Below are 15,087 nucleotides of genomic sequence, written 5' to 3' on the forward strand. Positions count from 1 at the left end.
CCGGGCTGCCGGACCACCTAGTCCGGCAGCCCGGCCGCCATCGCGAACCCGATGACCCCGCCGCCGAAGTACAGGGTGGTGGCCACCGCGGCCATCGCGGCCTGCCCCAACCGACCGCGCAGCCGACCGCTCTGCGGACCACCGGCCAGGTGCTGCCACACCGCCATCAACGCGGCGGGCAGCAGCACGAAGTGCGGGGCCACCAGCACCACCCCCACCATGCTCTCCCGACCCGCGGGTTCCACGATCAGCGTGGCCGCGGCGGGCACCAACCAGCACACCACCCCGGTCACCAGCGTCCGAACCGACTGGTGCTCGTCCGGCAGCCGCGGCCCCCGGTACAGCACGGCGGTCGCCAGGGCCATCAACAGCCCCAGGCCCAGCGCCCCGCCGAGCCACCAGATCGTCCACCACCGGTCGATCGCGTCCCGCCACAGCGGCGTGCGGGGCGCCTGGTCCGGCGACACGCCCAGCGAGCCGACTTCGACCCACGGTTCGGCCGGCCCGTACTGGGAGACGGGCCGGCAGCTCACCGACCGGCCGTCGTACTCGGCGGAGCAGGGGCTGAGCAGCTCGGCCCGGACGGTCAGGACCCGACCGGCCACGACGACCGAGCACGAGTGGCCGCTCGGCGCGCACTCGAAGCCCTCGACGACCGAGAACTCCGGGGTGTCGACCCGGTAGAGGCCGTTCGACGCCTTCGCGGGCGCGACCGGCGCGAGCACCACGGCGAGCAGCAGGAGCAGCGCGGGCAGGACGGGCGGCAACAGGCGCGCCGGGCCGGCGGACAGGCGGATCGCGGTGGTCATGGGCCCACCTCCTCACCCTGGGATCGGCGGCGGACCCGGCGCGTTAGCTTGAAGTCCACTGTGGACCGGCGGAGGATCGGTCCGTGGTCCTCGACGCGCTGCGCGACCTGCCCCCGGCCCCGGTGCTCGCCCTGGCCTTCCTGCTGCCCGCCCTGGAGGCGTCCACCATGCTGGGGGTGGTCTTCCCCGGCGAGGTGGCGCTGCTGGTCGCGGGCGCGGCGGCGCACGCGGGCGGCGCGCCGCTGTGGGCGGTGCTGGTCGCCGGCGTGGCGGGCGCGGTGCTGGGTGACCTGGCGGGCTACTTCGTGGGCAGGCGCTGGGGGCACGCCCTGCTGCGCCGCCTGCCGCGGCGGCTGGTGCGCCCGGCGGCGGTGGAGCGGGCCACGGCGCTGATCCGCCGCCGCGGCGGCCCCGCGGTGTTCCTCGGCCGGTTCACCGCGCTGCTGCGGGCCCTGGTGCCGGGTCTGGCCGGGATGAGCGGCCTGCCGCTGCGCGCCTTCGCCACCTGGAACGCGGCGGGCGGGCTGCTGTGGGCGAGCGGGGTGGTGCTGCTGGGGTACGGCGCGGGCGCGGGCCTCGGGGTGGTGGAGCACCGGTTGGGCCTGGCGAGCGAAGTCCTGCCGGCCCTGGTGGCGGCAGCGGCCGTGGTCGTGTGGCTGCGCCACCGGGGGTGACGCGGCCCCGCCGCCGGGCGGGGCCGCGCCGATCAGTCACCGGGACAGGCGGGTCACCGGGACAGGCGGGTCACCGGGACAGTCTGGTCACCGGGACAGGTAGGCCCGGTGGGACCGGGAGAACTCGAACTGGTTGTGCCGGTCCCAGTTGACCGACCACGTCATCAGCCCGCGCAGGCCCGGGTAGACCGCCCGGGGCTTGTAGGTGCCGCAGTTCGAGCCCTTCACCAGGCAGTCGAGCGTGCGGTGCACCTCGGCCACGGAGGTGAACCCGTTGCCCGCGTTGACGCCGGCGGGCAGGCCGATGGCGACCTGGTCCTGCCGCAGGCCCGGGAAGACCCGCGTGGCGTCACCGCGCACCGGGAACCCCGCCAGCACCATGTCGGCCATGCTGACGTGGAAGTCGTGGCCGCCCATGAAGTGGTACTGGTTGTCCAGGCCCATGATCGGCCCCGAGTTGTAGTGCTGGACGTGCAGCAGCGTCAGGTCGTCGCGCAGCGCGTGGATCACCGGCAGGTACGCGCCCGCCCGGGGGTCCGCGCCGCTGCCGCCGCCGTAGTGCTGGTAGCCCACCTGGACGAAGAACGTCTCCGGGGCCATGGTCAGCACGAACCGGCTGCCGTAGCGGGCCTTGAGGGTCTTCAGCGCCTGGATCAGGTTGACGATCACCGGCGTGGTGGGCGCGCGGAAGTCCGTGTCTCCCGCGTTGAGCGAGAGCGAGTGGCCCTCGAAGTCGACGTCCAGGCCGTCCAGGCCGTACCGGTCGATGATGGCCGAGGCCGAGCGGACGAACGCGTCGCGCGCCGCCGCGGTGGCCAGCTGCACCTGCCCGTTCGCGCCGCCGATGGAGATCAGCACCTTCTTGCCCTTGGCCTGCTTCTCCCGGATGCCCGCGATGAACTCGGCCTCGGACTCGACGTTGGGGCACTCGGCCACCGGGCACTGGGCGAAGCGCAGGTCGCCGGAGGTGGCGGAGGTGGGCTCGGCGAAGGACAGGTTGATGATGTCCCAGTCGTCGGAGACGTCCTTCATCCGGATGTAGCCGGAGCCGTTGGCGAAGCTCGCGTGCAGGTAGCCGACCAGGACCCGCTTGGGCAGGCCGCCCTGCGGCGGTGCCGTGGTGGTCGTCGTGGGGCCCGTCGTGGTCGTGGGGCCCGTCGTGGTCGTGGTGGTCGCCGTCGTAGTGGTGGTCGTCGTGGTCGTGGTCGTCGTCGGGGCACCGGCGCACGACGCGCCGTTGATCCGGCAGTTGGCCGGGCTCGCGGTGCCGGAGGCGTTGAAGCCGAACGTCACCGCGGCGCCGGGCGCGAGGGTGCCGTTGTAGTCGCGGTTGGTGAAGGTGTACCGCCCGCTCGCGTTGGTCTGCAACGCGTCCCAGTAGGCGCCGACCGAGGTGCCGGCCGGCAGGTCGAACTCGACCCGCCAGCCCGTCACCGCCGCGCTCGTCCCGTTCTTGACGGAGAACTGCGCGGTGTAGCCGGTGTCCCAGCTCGCGGTCTTGGTGAACGTGGCGGTGACCGAGGCGGCGTAGGCGGGCGCGAAGCTCACCGCCGCCGCTCCCACCACCAACGCCGCCACCGTCGCCACCCTGGCGAACAAGACCCTGCGCGACATCGTCGTACCTCCCAGCGGTGGCGGCCTCCAGGTGCCGAAATTGGACTGGACCACACCGGTGCGTGTCAACAGTTCCGACGATCGGCCGCGACGGTTGGGCCGTCCGCGCAGTGGGTACCTCGAACTCGCGTTCGAACGAAGGGAGACTCGACGTGAACCGCACGCCGGAGAAGGACCCGAGTGACTGGACCACGGGCGACGAGCCGATGACCGGCCCGCAGGAGTCCTACCTGAACACGCTGGCTCAGGAGGCCGGCGAAGAGGTGCCGGAGGACCTGACGAAGGTCGAGGCGTCCCAGCTCATCGACAAGTTGCAGGAGGAGACCGGCCGCGGTCGGTGACCGCGGCCGGGACGGGCGACGCGGGGACTCAGTTCCCCTCGTCGCCCTCCTCGTCCCCCTGCTCGCCGTCCTGCTCGTCGCCCTCGTTGTCCTGGGTGTTCTCGACACCGGGGTTGTCGTCGCCGTCGCCGCCGCCGCTCTCGCAGCCGGCGCCCAGCGTCAGGAACAGGGCCGCGCCGCTCACCAGCACCGCCACCGACCTCTTCACCACGTTCAGTCTCATGACCTGCCAGTACCCCGTCGCCGGCGGGCGAACCTTTGTCCTGGACACGAGCCGTGACGCGGACAACACGCGCCGTTGTCCGGACGTTGTCCGACTCGTGAACGCCGTTCACGAAACGCCTCCTGCGCGGATCGGGCGGCGGCTAACGTCCTGGTCGTGCAGGTACCGTGGAGAGCCGCCCCCCGCGCCGCGCTGTCGAGCCCGCTGACGCTGCTGGTCAGCCTGGTGACGGCGCTGCTGCTCGGCTTCGTGGTCGCGGCGGCCGTCATGCACTCGGCCGCCTCCGGGAGCGCGGCCGTCGCCCACCAGCAGGGCCGGCTGTGCGCGGAGGCGCTGCACCCGTCGGTGGAGACCGACGCCGACCACCGCGAGATCGCGAGCGCGGTCACCGTGTTCACCGACCTCGCGCAGGGCCACCCGACGCTCATCGGCACCTACACCAGGGAGCGGCGGACCGACTTCGGCGGCGCCACGACCCTGGCCAAATTCGGCTACCGGGAGGGCGCGACCGACCACCTCAGGGTGATCGAGGGCGGTGCCGGGGACGGCCTCTGGGTGCCCAAGAGCATCGCCGACACCGTCGGGGTCCGGGTGGGCGGGCGCGGCCTGGGCGGGCGGCTGCCCCCGGTGACCGCGATCTACGAGGACGTGCGCGACCCGCTGCCCGCGTGGTGGTGCTCGGAGCGCCACTTCGTGGTGCCCAACGCGCTCGACCGCGACGAGCTGGCCACCGCGGTGGTGTGGATGCCCAGCTTCGAGTCGTTCACCGCGCTGCCCGAGGAGGTCGGCGGGCGCACCGACATCACCATCCGCTTCCCCACCGCCCAGCCCCGCACCGTCGACGAGGCGCGTGCCCTGCTCGCCGAGGGCACCGCGCGCGTCGAACCGTTCGAGGGCTTCGGCCGCGTGGTCTCGCACCTCGCGCTGCCCGTGCGCAACGCCGAGCAGACCGCGGTCAACGTGCGCTCGGCGATCCTGGGCCTGGTGCTGATCAGCGTGCTCATCGGCCTGGCGGGCGTGGCCACGGTCGCCGTGCAGTGGGCGCAGCGGCGCCACCGGGAGCTGCGCCTGCTGTGGGTGCGGGGCTCGGGCCCGGCCGCCCTGGGCGGGCGCGCGGTGCTGGAGCTGGGCCTGCCGCTGGTGGTCGGCGGCGTGGCCGGGCTCGGCGCGGCCCGGCTGCTGCTGCCGGTCTACGCGCCGTCGGACGTGCTGCCGCCCGGCACCGCGACCGGCGCGGCGCTGGCCGTGCTGGCGGTCGTCGTGCTCGCCCTGGCCGTCACCGCGGTCACCGCCGCCCTGCGCGCGCACCGGTCGTTCCAGGTCGCGACGCGCGGGCACCGGGTGCGCCGGGTGCTGACCGCGCTGCCGTGGGAGCTGGTCACCGCGGGGTTCGCGGTGTGGGCGTGGGGCCGGGTGCAGAACAGCGGCCTGGCCACCACCGACTCGGTCGGCTCCCTGCCCCGCGTCGACGCGGCCGCGCTGGCGTTCCCGCTGCTGGTCGTGCTCACCGCGGCGCTGCTGGCGACCCGCCTGGCGCGCTGGGCGCTGGCCGCGTCGCACCGCGTGTCGCTGTGGTCCAGGCCGACCGCGCAGCTGGCGATCCGCCGGCTCGCCGCCGCGGCCGGACCGGTGACGGGCGTGCTGCTGGTCGGCGTGCTGGCCGTCGGCACGATCGCGGTCGGCACCGCCATCGCCGACTCGCAGCGCACCGCGCTGGAGGACAAGTCCGGCATGTTCACCGGCGCGAACAGCGTCGCCCAGGTCCACGCGAACCTCACCGAGGTGCCCGAGCCGCTGCGCGGCAGCGCCACGATCGTCGGCTTCGTCACGGTCCAGGACCGGACCGCGCTGGTGGTGGACCCGCGGACGTTCCGGGACGGCGCGTTCCCGGCCCCGTTCGGCCTCGACCCGGCGCTGCTGGCCGAACCGCTGCGCGTCGGCGACGCGCCCCGCCGCGAGGTCACCCTGCGCGGGCTGCCGCCGCTCGACCCGAGCGCGCACGTGCCCTCGTTCCCGAAGCTCGGCACCTCGGGCTGGGTGGTGCCGGTCGACCTGGTCGAGAACCGCCGGGAGATCGGCTCCTGGTACGTGTGGTCGAGCAGGCCGCTGGGCGAGCTGACCGGGGCGCTGGCGGCGGCGGGCGTGCCGTACCGCAACGTCACCGAGAAGGCCAAGGCGGTGCAGGGCCTGCCGTTCCTGACCATCCAGTGGACGTTCGGGTTCGTCACCGCCATCGGCGTGGTGCTCGCCGCGGTGGCCTCGATCGCGCTGCTGATGGCGGTGGAGGTGCGGCGGCGGCAGAACGCGGTGTCCGGCGCGTTCAGCACCCGGATGGGCCTGCGCCCGGCGGCGCTGCTGCGCAGCCACCTGCTGGAGCTGGGCGTACTGGCCGCGGCCGCGGTCGCGATCGGCCTCACCGCCAGCGCGGTGAGCAGCGGCTTCACCGTGCCCAGGCTGGACCCCGCGCCGCGGCTGACCCCCGTGCCCGAGGTGCCGGACCCGGTGCCGCTGCTGGTGGCCACGGTCGTGGGCGGAGTGCTGGTGGTGCTGGTGGCGGCGTGGATCGCGGTGCGCTCGGTGCGCACGGCGAAGATCGGGGAGTTGATCCGTGGCTGACTCCGTGTTGCGGCTGACCGGGGTCGGCGTGCGCTACCGCACGCCGGCGGGCGAGGTGACCGCCGTGTCGGACGTGTCGCTGGAGGTGCCGTCCACCGGGATCACCGTGCTGGCCGGGCCGTCCGGGTCGGGCAAGTCGACGCTGCTGCGGGTGCTGAGCCTGGTGGAGCGGCCCACGACCGGCGGGGTGGAGCTGCGCGGCGCGGGCACGGCGCGGCTGTCCAACCGGGCGCGGCGGGCCCTGCGGCGGCGCGAGGTCGCCCTGGTGTTCCAGGACCCGGCCGACAACCTGGTGGCGCACCTGGACGTGCGCGACAACCTGCGGGCCGCGGCGCAGGCGGCGGGCCGGGAGGTCGAGGTGGACGAGCTGCTGGCGCGGCTGGGCCTGCCCGGCACGGCCGGCTGGCGGGTCCCGTCGCTGTCCGGCGGGCAGCAGCAGCGGCTGGCGTTCGGGTGCGCGCTGGCGCGGCGGGCGTCGGTGGTGCTGGCCGACGAGCCGACCTCGCAGCTGGACCCGGCCTCGGCCGACCTGGTGCTGGAGACGGTGGCCGACCTGGCCGCGCGCGGGGTCCCGGTGGTGGTCGCCTCGCACGACCCCCGCCTGATCGCCTTGGCGCACACCAGGTTCGAGCTGGAGAACGGGGTGCTGGCGGCGTGACGGTGTTGCGGGTGGTGGGCGTCGAGCGGACGTTCGTGCACGCCAGTGGTCCGGTGCGGGTGCTGCGCGGGATCGACCTGGAGGTGGCGGCCGGTGAGCTGGTGACGCTGTCGGGACCGTCCGGGTCGGGCAAGAGCGCGCTGCTGAGCGTGCTGGCCGGGTTCGACCGGGCCGACGCGGGGGCGGTCGAGATGTGCGGCCGGGTGCTGACCTCGCCGCCGTCGTGGGAGGTGTGCGCCCTGCTGCCGCAGGCGCTGGGCCTGGCGGGCGAGCTGACCCTGGCCGAGAACGTCGCCCTGCCCCTGCGGCTCGGCCGCGCCGGGGGCGACCTCGGCCGGGTGACCGCGCTGCTGGCGGAGCTGGGCGTCGCGCAGCTGGCCGACCGCTACCCGGGCGAGGTGTCGTTCGGACAGCAGCAGCGCGCCGCCCTGGCGCGGGCCGTGGTCTGCTCCCCCGCCGTGCTGCTGGCCGACGAGCCCACCGCGCACCTCGACCGGGACAGCGCACCGGCGGCCGTGCGGGTGCTGCGCCGGGCCGCCGACGAGGGCGCGGCGGTGCTGATCGCCACGCACCACGAGGAGGTGCGCCGGGCGGCGGACCGCACGGTGGTGCTGGCCGGCGGACAGTTGTCCGTAGGATAGGTGTCGATGTTGCGTCGACTCGTGGCCGTCGCCCTGGTGTTCCCGCTGCTGGCCCTGCTGCTGGTGGTCAGCGACTCCCCCTACCCGCCCCTGCCCGGCCCGCCGCGCGACGCGCCCAGGGCGCTCGTGGCCATGGGCGACAGCACCATGTCCGGCGAGGGCGCCGGGTCCTACGAGCCGGGCACCGACGGCGAGAACGGCAACTGGTGCCACCGGTCCACCGAGGCGTCGGTCCACCACACCCGCGTCGAGGGCGTGGACCGGGTGTTCAACCTGGCCTGCTCGGGCGCGAACGCCGAGCAGGTCGGCATCACCGACCAGGTCCGCAACACCGAGGGCTCGCAGGCGCTGCGGCTGGCCGAGATCGCCCGCCGGAACCGGGTGTCGGTCGTCGTGGTGGCCGTCGGCGCGAACGACGACCCGCGGTTCGCCGACGTGCTGGGCGCGTGCCTGCGGGCGTGGGTCGAGCGCCGCGTGGACTGCGCCGGGACCCTGGAGGAGGAGTGGAAGGCCCGCGTGGCGCGGATGGCGCCGAAGGTCGAGCAGGCCCTGCGCGACATCCGGCAGGTGTTGCAGGACGAGGGGTACACGCCCCGCTCCTACACGCTGGTGCTCCAGTCCTACGCCGCGCCGGTCGCGCCCGGTCTGCCGTTCGACCTCCAGAACCTCGCCGGCTGCCCGCTGCGCACCGGTGACCTGGAGTGGGTGCGCGACCGGGCGGTGGCCGAGCTGTCGGCGGCCCTGCGCCGGACCGCCGTGGAGGTCGACGCCAGGTTCCTCGACCTGTCCCGGGCGGGCGACCGGCGCGAGGCGTGCGTGGGCGGCTCGCGGCCGGAGGAGGAGTGGTTCACCCGGCTGACCGTGGACTTCGAGGGCCTGCGCGACTCCGAGCGGGCCAAGCACGCGCTCCAGGAGTCCTTCCACCCCAACGCGCGCGGCTACGCGCAGTTCGGCCGGTGCATGAGCCGGTTCCTGGCGACGTCCGCGCGGTCGGCGTCCTGCGTGGCGGGCGGGGACGGGGACCTCGACGCGGTGCCGGACCCCGACTGACCGGCTCGGGGTGCTCCGGCAGACTGGTCGCGTGGAGTTCGCGGGCGGGTGGGGCAGCGTGGCCGTGCTGGTCGGGGACCGGGTGGAGCGCCGCCCGCGGCGACCGGACGTCGAACCGCAGCTGCGGCGCGAGGTGCGGCTGATGCCGTGGTTGGCCCCGCGCCTGCCGCTGCCCGTCCCGGTGCCGGAGTTGGTGTCCGACGACCCGCTGGTCGTGCGGCACGTGCTGGTGCCCGGTGAGCCGACCGGGGGCGTGGACCCCGCGCACGGCCGGGCCCTCGGCGCGTTCCTGCGGGCGCTGCACGCGACCCCGCCCGCCGGAGCCGCGGCCCTGGGCGTGGCGCCGGCCGACCGCGCCGGCGCCCTGGACCGGTTCGCCGCCGAGGTCGTGCCGCTGCTGCCCGCGGCGGTGCGGGCGCGGGCCGGGGCCCTGCTCGACGCCGTGCGCGACCTGCCCGCCGACGCGGTGGTGCACGGCGACGTGGGCCCGGAGCACGTGCTGGCCGACGGCGCCGGCCTGACCGGGGTCATCGACTTCGGCGACGCGCACCTCGGTGACCCGGCCCTCGACCTGGCGTGGGCGCTGCACGGGACCGCCCGCCCGTTCGCGGACGCCGTGGCGGAGTCCTACGGCGTGACCGGGGAGCAGCGGGCGCGGGCCCTGCTGTGGCACCGGCTGGGGCCGTGGCACGAGGTCACCCACGCGTTCGACACCGGCACGTCCCCGGAGGAAGGGCTGGCGGCGGTCCTCGACCGGCTCAGCCCCTGAGCGGTTCCGCCACCTCCCCGGCGGTCCGGGACGGCGTGGCGTCCGCGAGGTGGCGGGCGACGCGGTCCGCGTGCGGGTCGGAGCCGACGTGCCCGACCGGACGAGCGGTCACAGGCACTGCCGGCACGGGCGGGCGGCCGGGTGGGCGGTCTCCAGCTCCTCCCGGGTGCCGACGAGCTTGACGTAGCTGCCCACCCACGTCGCCCCGTGCGCCGGTGTGCCGTTGATGGTGCGGCAGGTCGCCCGGTGCAGGACGAGGTTGTCCGGGTTCAGGATGCGCTCGGCGTTGATCACGTACTGGTCCTGGTGGCCGGCCAACCAGGTCTCGTAGGCGCCGCTGTCCACGACGAACCTCTCGATCATCGAGCCATCATCCGCCGTCGGCCCCCGGTCGGCTGTCCGCCATTCGGTGCCACTCGTCGTCGAGGACCGCGTAGACGAACTCCTCGCCCCACGCGCCCTTGAACACCTCGTTGTGGCGGAAATGCGCTTCGCGGCGCATCCCCAACCGCTCCATGACCCGCCACGACGGTTCGTTGAACGCGTCGCACGACGCCCGGACCCGGTGCAGCCCCAGGTGGTCGAAGGCGAGGTCGAGCACCGCGGCGGCCGCCTCGGTGGCGTAGCCGCGGCCGTGGTGGTCGGGGTGCAGGATGTAGCCCACCTCGCCCTGGCGGTGGTGCTCGCTGAGGTACTTGAGCACCGCCTCGCCGATGACCTCGCCGTCTTTCTCGATCGCCAGCGAGAGGGCGTCGCCCTCCTGCTCCGGCCACTTCAGGGTGACCTTCTTGACCAGGCTCTCGGCGGTCTCCTCGGACGTGCGGGCCTCGCTGTAGAGGTAGCGGTTGACGTCGGCCCGGCCCTGCCACGAGTGCAGGGCGGCGTGGTCGGCGAAGGTGAACGGGCGCAGGAGGAGGCGGCGCGTCCGCACGGGGTAGGTGGGTCTGCCCGCGCCGACCGGGCCGCCCCGGTCGGCCCCCGTCGCTCCTGTCGCTCCTGCCGCGCCCCTGGACGTCACGAGGTCGAACCTATAGGTCGGCCAGGGCGGTGACGGGCGATTCGACGCAGTCGGCGACGAACCGCAGGAACCCGCCCGCCGTGCCGCCGTCGCACACGCGGTGGTCGAAGGCGAGCGTGAGCTGGGCGACCTTGCGGACGGCCAGCTGCCCGCCGACCACCCACGGCCGGTCGATGATGCGGCCCAGGCCGAGGATCGCCGCCTCCGGGTGGTTGATGATCGCGGCCGAGCCGTCGACGCCGAACACGCCGTAGTTGTTGACCGTGAAGGTGCCGCCGGTGAGCGCGGCGGGCGACAGCCGGCCCTCGCGGGCGGCCGCGGTGTGGGCGGCGATCGCCGTGGCGAGCTCGGCGGTGGTGGCCGCGTGCGCGTCCCGGACCACGGGCACGACCAGGCCGCGGTCGGTCTGGGCGGCGAAGCCGAGGTTGACCTCGTCGAGGACCACGACCTCGTCGCCCTCCACCCGGGAGTTCAGCTCGGGGAACTTCTTGAGGCCCAGCACGGTGAACCGGGCCAGCAGCGCGAGCAGCGACACCGACGGCAGCGCGGCGCGGGCGGCGAGGAAGTCGGTGGCGTCGACGTCGACCCACACCGTCGCCTCGGGGATCTCCCGCCGCGAGGTGGCCAGCTTCCGCGCGACCACGCCGCGCAGGCCGTGCAACGGTATCCGGCGGCCGGACCGGGGTTCGGGGACCGGGGCGGTGGCGCGGGCCAGCTCCCGCTCGACGTCGGCGCGGCGGATCACGCCGCCGGGGCCGCTGCCCTCGATCCGGTCCAGGGCCAGCCCGTGCTCCCTGGCCAGTTGCCGCACGATCGGGGAGATGACGGCCGGGGCCGCGGGTCGCGGTGGCGCGGATGTGGAACTCGGGGGTCCTGAACGTTCGACACGGTGGTCCTGAGCGTTCGACTCGCGGGGTTTGCCGGGGCGGGAGCGGCGGCGGCGCGGGGTGTGGGTGGTGCCGTAGCCGATGAGGACGTTGCCGGAGTACTCGGAGGAGTCCGGGGATTCCGGGGTGGGGGTGGGGGTGGGGGTGAGGGGGGTGGGGGCGCCTACGGAGAGGAGGACGGAGCCCACGGCCAGCTTCTCGCCCGGTTCGCCGTGCCGGGCGCTCACCACGCCCTCGAACGGGCAGGGCACCTCGACCAGCGCCTTGGCCGTCTCCACCTCGACCACCGGCTGGTCGATCGACACGTGGTCGCCCACTGACACCAGCCAGTTGACGATCTCGCCCTCGGTCAGGCCCTCGCCGAGGTCGGGCAGGCGGAAGTCAGGCACGGTGGCCCCCCACGACCTCGTCGTCCCACTGCAACCGGGCGATCGCGTCCAGGATGCGGTCCACCGACGGCAGGTGGTGGCGCTCCAGCTTCGGCGGCGGGTAGGGGATGTCGAACCCGGTCACCCGCAGCACCGGCGCGTGCAGGTGGTGGAAGCACCGCTCGGTGACCCGGGCGACGACCTCCGCGCCGTACCCGCCGAACCCGGACGCCTCGTGCACCACCACGGCCCGGCCGGTCTTCACCACCGACGCGCACACGGTCTCGTCGTCGAACGGGGACAGCGACCTCAGGTCGACCACCTCGACGTCCCAGCCCTCCTCCCCCGCCGCCTCGGCGGTCTCCAGGGCGGTGGCGACCATGGGGCCGTAGGCGATCAGCGTGACGTCCCGGCCGGGTCGCCGGACCAGCGCCCGGTCGAAGCCGACCGGGTCGCCGCCCAGCTCGCCCTTCGCCCAGTACCGCCGCTTGGGCTCCAGGAAGATCACCGGGTCCGGCGAGTCGATCGCGTCGCGCAGCAGCCGGTAGGCGTCGTCCGGGGTGCCCGGCGTGACGACCCGCAGGCCGGGTGTGTGCGCGTAGTACGCCTCGGAGGAGTCGCAGTGGTGCTCCACGCCGCCGATGCCGCCGCCGTAGGGCACGCGGATCACGACGGGCAGCCCCACGCGGCCCCTGGTGCGGTTGCGCATCTTGGCCAGGTGGCTGGTGATCTGCTCGAACGCCGGGTAGGCGAACGCGTCGAACTGCATCTCGACCACGGGCCGCAGGCCGTTCATCGCCATGCCGATGGCGGTGCCGACGATGCCGGCCTCCGCCAGCGGCGTGTCGAACACCCGCGCGTCGCCGAACCGCGCGGACAGCCCGTCGGTCACCCGGAACACGCCGCCCAGCGGCCCGACGTCCTCGCCGAACACCAGCACGCCGGGGTCGGCCTCCAGCGCGTCGGCCAGCGCCTTGTTCAGCGCCCCTGCCAGGGAGACGGTCATGCCAGTTCCTCCCGCAGCGCGGCGGCCTGCTCCCGCAGGTGCGTGGTCCTGGCCGCGTAGACGTGCTCGAACAGCTCCTCGGGCGAGGGCTCGACGTCGGTGTTGAGCCGCGCCCGCACCCCCGCCGCGAAGTCCTCGGCCTCGGCCGCCACGGCGTCGCGGCGCGCGGGGTCCAGCAGCCCGCGCGAGGTCAGGTAGGACTCGATCCGGTCCACCGGGTCGCGGTCCAGCCAGGCCGCGACCTCGGCGGCGTCCCGGTAGCGGTTGGCGTCGTCGGCGTTGGTGTGCGCCTCGATGCGGTAGGTCACCGCCTCGATCAGCGTGGGCCCGTCCGCGTTGAGCGCCTCGCGCACCACCGCGTACACGGCGGCCACGTCGTTGCCGTCCACCAGCACGGACGGCACGCCGTACCCGATGCCCTTGTGGGCCAGCGACGGCGCGGCGGTCTGCTTGGACATGGGCACGCTGATCGCGTAGCCGTTGTTCTGCACCAGGAAGACCACGGGCGCCCGCCACACGCCCGCGAAGTTCAGCGCCTCGTGCGTGTCGCCCTCGGAGGTGGCGCCGTCGCCGAGCAGCACCAGCGCGGCGGTGTCCTCGCCCTTCAGCCGGGCCGCGTGCGCGAAGCCGACCGCGTGCAGGGTGTTGGTCGCCAGCGGCGTGCACTGCGGGCCGACGCGGTGCTCGTAGGGGTCGTAGCCCAGGTGCCAGCCGCCCTGGAGCAGGGTCAGCGTCTCCCCCGGGTCGATGCCCCTGGTCACCAGGGCGACCGAGTCGCGGTAGGTGGGGAACAGCCAGTCCTGCTCGCGCAGCGCCACCACCGCGCCGACCTCGCACGCCTCCTGGCCGCGCGAGGAGGGGTAGACGGCCAGCCTGCCCTGCTTGGTCAGCGCGGTGGCCTGGGCGTCGAAGCGGCGGCCGATCACCATCCGGCGGTGCAGCTCCACCAGCACGTCGTCACCGGGCATCGCCAGGAGCGGGTCCTCGACCGGTGAGCCGTCCTTGCGCAGCAGCGACAGGGGTTCCTCGCTGGGCAGCAACGTCCGCTCGGGTGCGCGGGTGCGGGCCATGGGCGCCTCCGGGTCTTCTGTGCCGTCTCCTGTGACGAGATGGGGGCATGGTCCGCGTCACACCGACCAAAGGTCCAGATCACGGCCCTTTTCCCGGACGAACGGCCGCGTGGACGGGTTAAGGTCGGCCGCATGACGGCGAAGGCTGGACGTTCGGCACCGCTCGACGAGCTGGACCGGCGCATCGTGGAGGCGCTGCGCGCGGACGGGCGGCTGTCGATGCGGGCGCTCGCCGAGAAGCTCCACATCTCCCGCGCGAGCGCGTACTCACGGGTGGAGCGGCTGCACCGGGACGGCGTGGTCACCGGGTACGCGGCGGTGGTCGACCCGGAGCGCTACGGCTTCGGCATCTCCGCCTACGTCTACCTCAAGATCAGCCAGCACTCGTGGAAGGCGGTGCGGCAGCGGGTGCTGGAGATCCCCGAGGTGTGGCACGGGGCGCTGGTGTCGGGCGACTACGACCTGGTGCTGCTGGTGCGCGCGCCGGACGCGCACAGCCTGCGCGACCTGGTGCTGTCGCGGTTGCAGACGATGCCGGACGTGACGTCCAGCCACACCGTGCTGATCCTCGACGAGCTGCCCGCCGAGGGTCACCAGCCGAAGTTCTGAGTCCAGTAGATGCCGTAGGAACCGCCGCGGGCCATGCCCGCGCCCAGCGCCTTGAGCTTGCAGTTGAGGATGTTCGCGCGGTGGCCCGGCGAGTCCATCCAGCCCTTGACCACGGCTTCGGCGGTCCGCTGGCCGGCCGCGATGTTCTCCGCGCCGGGGCTGGGGTAGCCGGCGGCCTTGACCCGGTCGACGAACGAGCGGCCGTCCTGGGAGACGTGGTCGAAGTAGTCGCGGGCGGCCATGTCGGCGCTGTGCGCGCGGGCGGCCGCGGCGAGCCGGTCGTCGGCGGCCAGGGCGGGGCAGCCCTGGGCGGCGCGCTCGGCGTTGGTCAGCTCGACCACGCGGGCCTCGGCGATCTCCACCTCGCTCTTGGCGGGTGCGTCGGGGGCGGTGGGTTTCGGGGGCGCGGCGGGGGTGTCGACCCGGGGGCGGGGCCGGTCCTCGGGTCGGGGCGCCGCCGGTTCGGCCGTGGTGGTCGTGGTCGTGGTGGTCGGCGGGACCTCGGTCGTGGAGGTGCCGGTGGTGGTGGTCGTGGTCCCGCTCGACGGGGTGGCCGGGCGCGAGGAGGTGGCGGCCCGGGTCGGGGTGCCGATCGCCGCCTTGAGCTCCGCGGTCGCGTTCACCGTGACCAGGGCGGTTCCGTCGGGGTGCTCGCACCCGGTGAGGACCAGGCCGGTCAGGACGGCGGCGAGGGGCAGCACACGGCTCTTGCGCGACACGGGAAGAACCTCGTT

The 15,087-nt window shown here is 74.5% G+C and carries 18 protein-coding genes; 8 read left to right on the forward strand and 10 right to left on the reverse strand.

Going from position 1 to position 15,087, the window contains the following annotated elements; genetic code table 11:
- Nucleotides 1-17: 17 nt before the first annotated feature.
- Nucleotides 18-809, reverse strand: coding sequence for a hypothetical protein (locus Q5530_RS07985; protein ID WP_415361595.1), 792 nt, complete (start codon nt 807-809; stop codon nt 18-20).
- An 83-nt stretch (nt 810-892) separates the two neighbouring features.
- On the opposite strand from Q5530_RS07985, the gene Q5530_RS07990 reads away from it, so the two are divergent.
- Nucleotides 893-1,483, forward strand: a complete 591-nt coding sequence (locus Q5530_RS07990) for a DedA family protein (protein WP_415361596.1) — start codon at nt 893-895, stop codon at nt 1,481-1,483.
- A gap of 87 nt (nt 1,484-1,570) precedes the next feature.
- On the opposite strand, the gene Q5530_RS07995 is transcribed toward Q5530_RS07990, so the two are convergent.
- Entirely contained in the window at nt 1,571-3,097 is a 1,527-nt protein-coding gene (locus tag Q5530_RS07995; RefSeq protein ID WP_415361597.1) for a chitinase, read from the reverse strand.
- A 206-nt stretch (nt 3,098-3,303) separates the two neighbouring features.
- On the opposite strand from Q5530_RS07995, the gene Q5530_RS08000 reads away from it, so the two are divergent.
- On the forward strand, nt 3,304-3,438 hold the full coding sequence (locus Q5530_RS08000) for a DUF3072 domain-containing protein (protein WP_380642364.1): 135 nt from the start codon (nt 3,304-3,306) through the stop codon (nt 3,436-3,438).
- 28 nt (nt 3,439-3,466) lie between these two features.
- Here the strand turns inward: Q5530_RS08000 and Q5530_RS08005 are convergent, their stop codons facing one another.
- Complete coding sequence (locus tag Q5530_RS08005; RefSeq protein ID WP_415361598.1) at nt 3,467-3,661, reverse strand: hypothetical protein; 195 nt, start codon at nt 3,659-3,661, stop codon at nt 3,467-3,469.
- A 156-nt stretch (nt 3,662-3,817) separates the two neighbouring features.
- On the opposite strand from Q5530_RS08005, the gene Q5530_RS08010 reads away from it, so the two are divergent.
- Genes Q5530_RS08010 through Q5530_RS08030 form a run of 5 tightly spaced genes read left to right on the forward strand, consistent with a single transcriptional unit; the run spans nt 3,818 to nt 9,395 of the window.
- Nucleotides 3,818-6,277 carry an ABC transporter permease gene (locus Q5530_RS08010; RefSeq protein ID WP_415361599.1) on the forward strand — a complete coding sequence of 820 codons (2,460 nt, stop codon included), beginning with the start codon at nt 3,818-3,820 and terminating at the stop codon, nt 6,275-6,277.
- Nucleotides 6,270-6,935, forward strand: coding sequence for an ABC transporter ATP-binding protein (locus Q5530_RS08015; RefSeq protein WP_415361600.1), 666 nt, complete (start codon nt 6,270-6,272; stop codon nt 6,933-6,935). Before Q5530_RS08010 ends, Q5530_RS08015 begins: the two co-directional genes overlap by 8 nt.
- A complete protein-coding gene (locus tag Q5530_RS08020) occupies nt 6,932-7,576 on the forward strand; it encodes an ABC transporter ATP-binding protein (RefSeq protein WP_415361601.1) in 645 nt (214 codons plus the stop codon). The genes Q5530_RS08015 and Q5530_RS08020 overlap by 4 nt, the downstream gene beginning before the upstream one ends.
- A gap of 6 nt (nt 7,577-7,582) precedes the next feature.
- Nucleotides 7,583-8,626, forward strand: coding sequence for a GDSL-type esterase/lipase family protein (locus Q5530_RS08025; protein ID WP_415361602.1), 1,044 nt, complete (start codon nt 7,583-7,585; stop codon nt 8,624-8,626).
- Nucleotides 8,627-8,657: 31 nt separating this feature from the next.
- Nucleotides 8,658-9,395 (forward strand): phosphotransferase, encoded by a 738-nt coding sequence (locus Q5530_RS08030; protein ID WP_415361603.1) that lies wholly within the window; start codon nt 8,658-8,660, stop codon nt 9,393-9,395.
- On the opposite strand, the gene Q5530_RS08035 is transcribed toward Q5530_RS08030, so the two are convergent.
- From Q5530_RS08035 to Q5530_RS08060, 6 genes are read right to left on the reverse strand one after another with little or no spacing between them, the layout of a single operon-like run.
- Nucleotides 9,385-9,507 carry a hypothetical protein gene (locus tag Q5530_RS08035; RefSeq protein ID WP_415361604.1) on the reverse strand — a complete coding sequence of 41 codons (123 nt, stop codon included), beginning with the start codon at nt 9,505-9,507 and terminating at the stop codon, nt 9,385-9,387. The genes Q5530_RS08030 and Q5530_RS08035 overlap by 11 nt on opposite strands.
- Nucleotides 9,504-9,758 (reverse strand): hypothetical protein, encoded by a 255-nt coding sequence (locus Q5530_RS08040; protein ID WP_380642326.1) that lies wholly within the window; start codon nt 9,756-9,758, stop codon nt 9,504-9,506. Before Q5530_RS08040 ends, Q5530_RS08035 begins: the two co-directional genes overlap by 4 nt.
- 7 nt (nt 9,759-9,765) lie before the next feature.
- Nucleotides 9,766-10,413: a GNAT family N-acetyltransferase gene (locus tag Q5530_RS08045; RefSeq protein WP_415361605.1), complete on the reverse strand. Its 648-nt coding sequence runs from the start codon at nt 10,411-10,413 to the stop codon at nt 9,766-9,768.
- 10 nt (nt 10,414-10,423) lie between these two features.
- A complete protein-coding gene (locus tag Q5530_RS08050) occupies nt 10,424-11,689 on the reverse strand; it encodes a dihydrolipoamide acetyltransferase family protein (RefSeq protein WP_415361606.1) in 1,266 nt (421 codons plus the stop codon).
- Entirely contained in the window at nt 11,682-12,674 is a 993-nt protein-coding gene (locus Q5530_RS08055; protein ID WP_415361607.1) for an alpha-ketoacid dehydrogenase subunit beta, read from the reverse strand. The genes Q5530_RS08050 and Q5530_RS08055 overlap by 8 nt, the downstream gene beginning before the upstream one ends.
- Entirely contained in the window at nt 12,671-13,744 is a 1,074-nt protein-coding gene (locus Q5530_RS08060) for a thiamine pyrophosphate-dependent dehydrogenase E1 component subunit alpha (RefSeq protein ID WP_415361608.1), read from the reverse strand. The genes Q5530_RS08055 and Q5530_RS08060 overlap by 4 nt, the downstream gene beginning before the upstream one ends.
- 132 nt (nt 13,745-13,876) lie before the next feature.
- Between Q5530_RS08060 and Q5530_RS08065 the strand changes: the two genes are divergently transcribed.
- A complete protein-coding gene (locus Q5530_RS08065) occupies nt 13,877-14,353 on the forward strand; it encodes an Lrp/AsnC family transcriptional regulator (protein WP_380642335.1) in 477 nt (158 codons plus the stop codon).
- Here Q5530_RS08065 and Q5530_RS08070 read toward each other — a convergent pair.
- Nucleotides 14,335-15,072, reverse strand: coding sequence for a CAP domain-containing protein (locus tag Q5530_RS08070; protein ID WP_415361609.1), 738 nt, complete (start codon nt 15,070-15,072; stop codon nt 14,335-14,337). The genes Q5530_RS08065 and Q5530_RS08070 overlap by 19 nt on opposite strands.
- Nucleotides 15,073-15,087: the final 15 nt, after the last annotated feature.

It is taken from the genome of Saccharothrix sp. BKS2, from assembly GCF_047689505.1.
GTDB classification, from domain to species: Bacteria; Actinomycetota; Actinomycetes; order Mycobacteriales; family Pseudonocardiaceae; genus Actinosynnema; species Actinosynnema lopnurensis.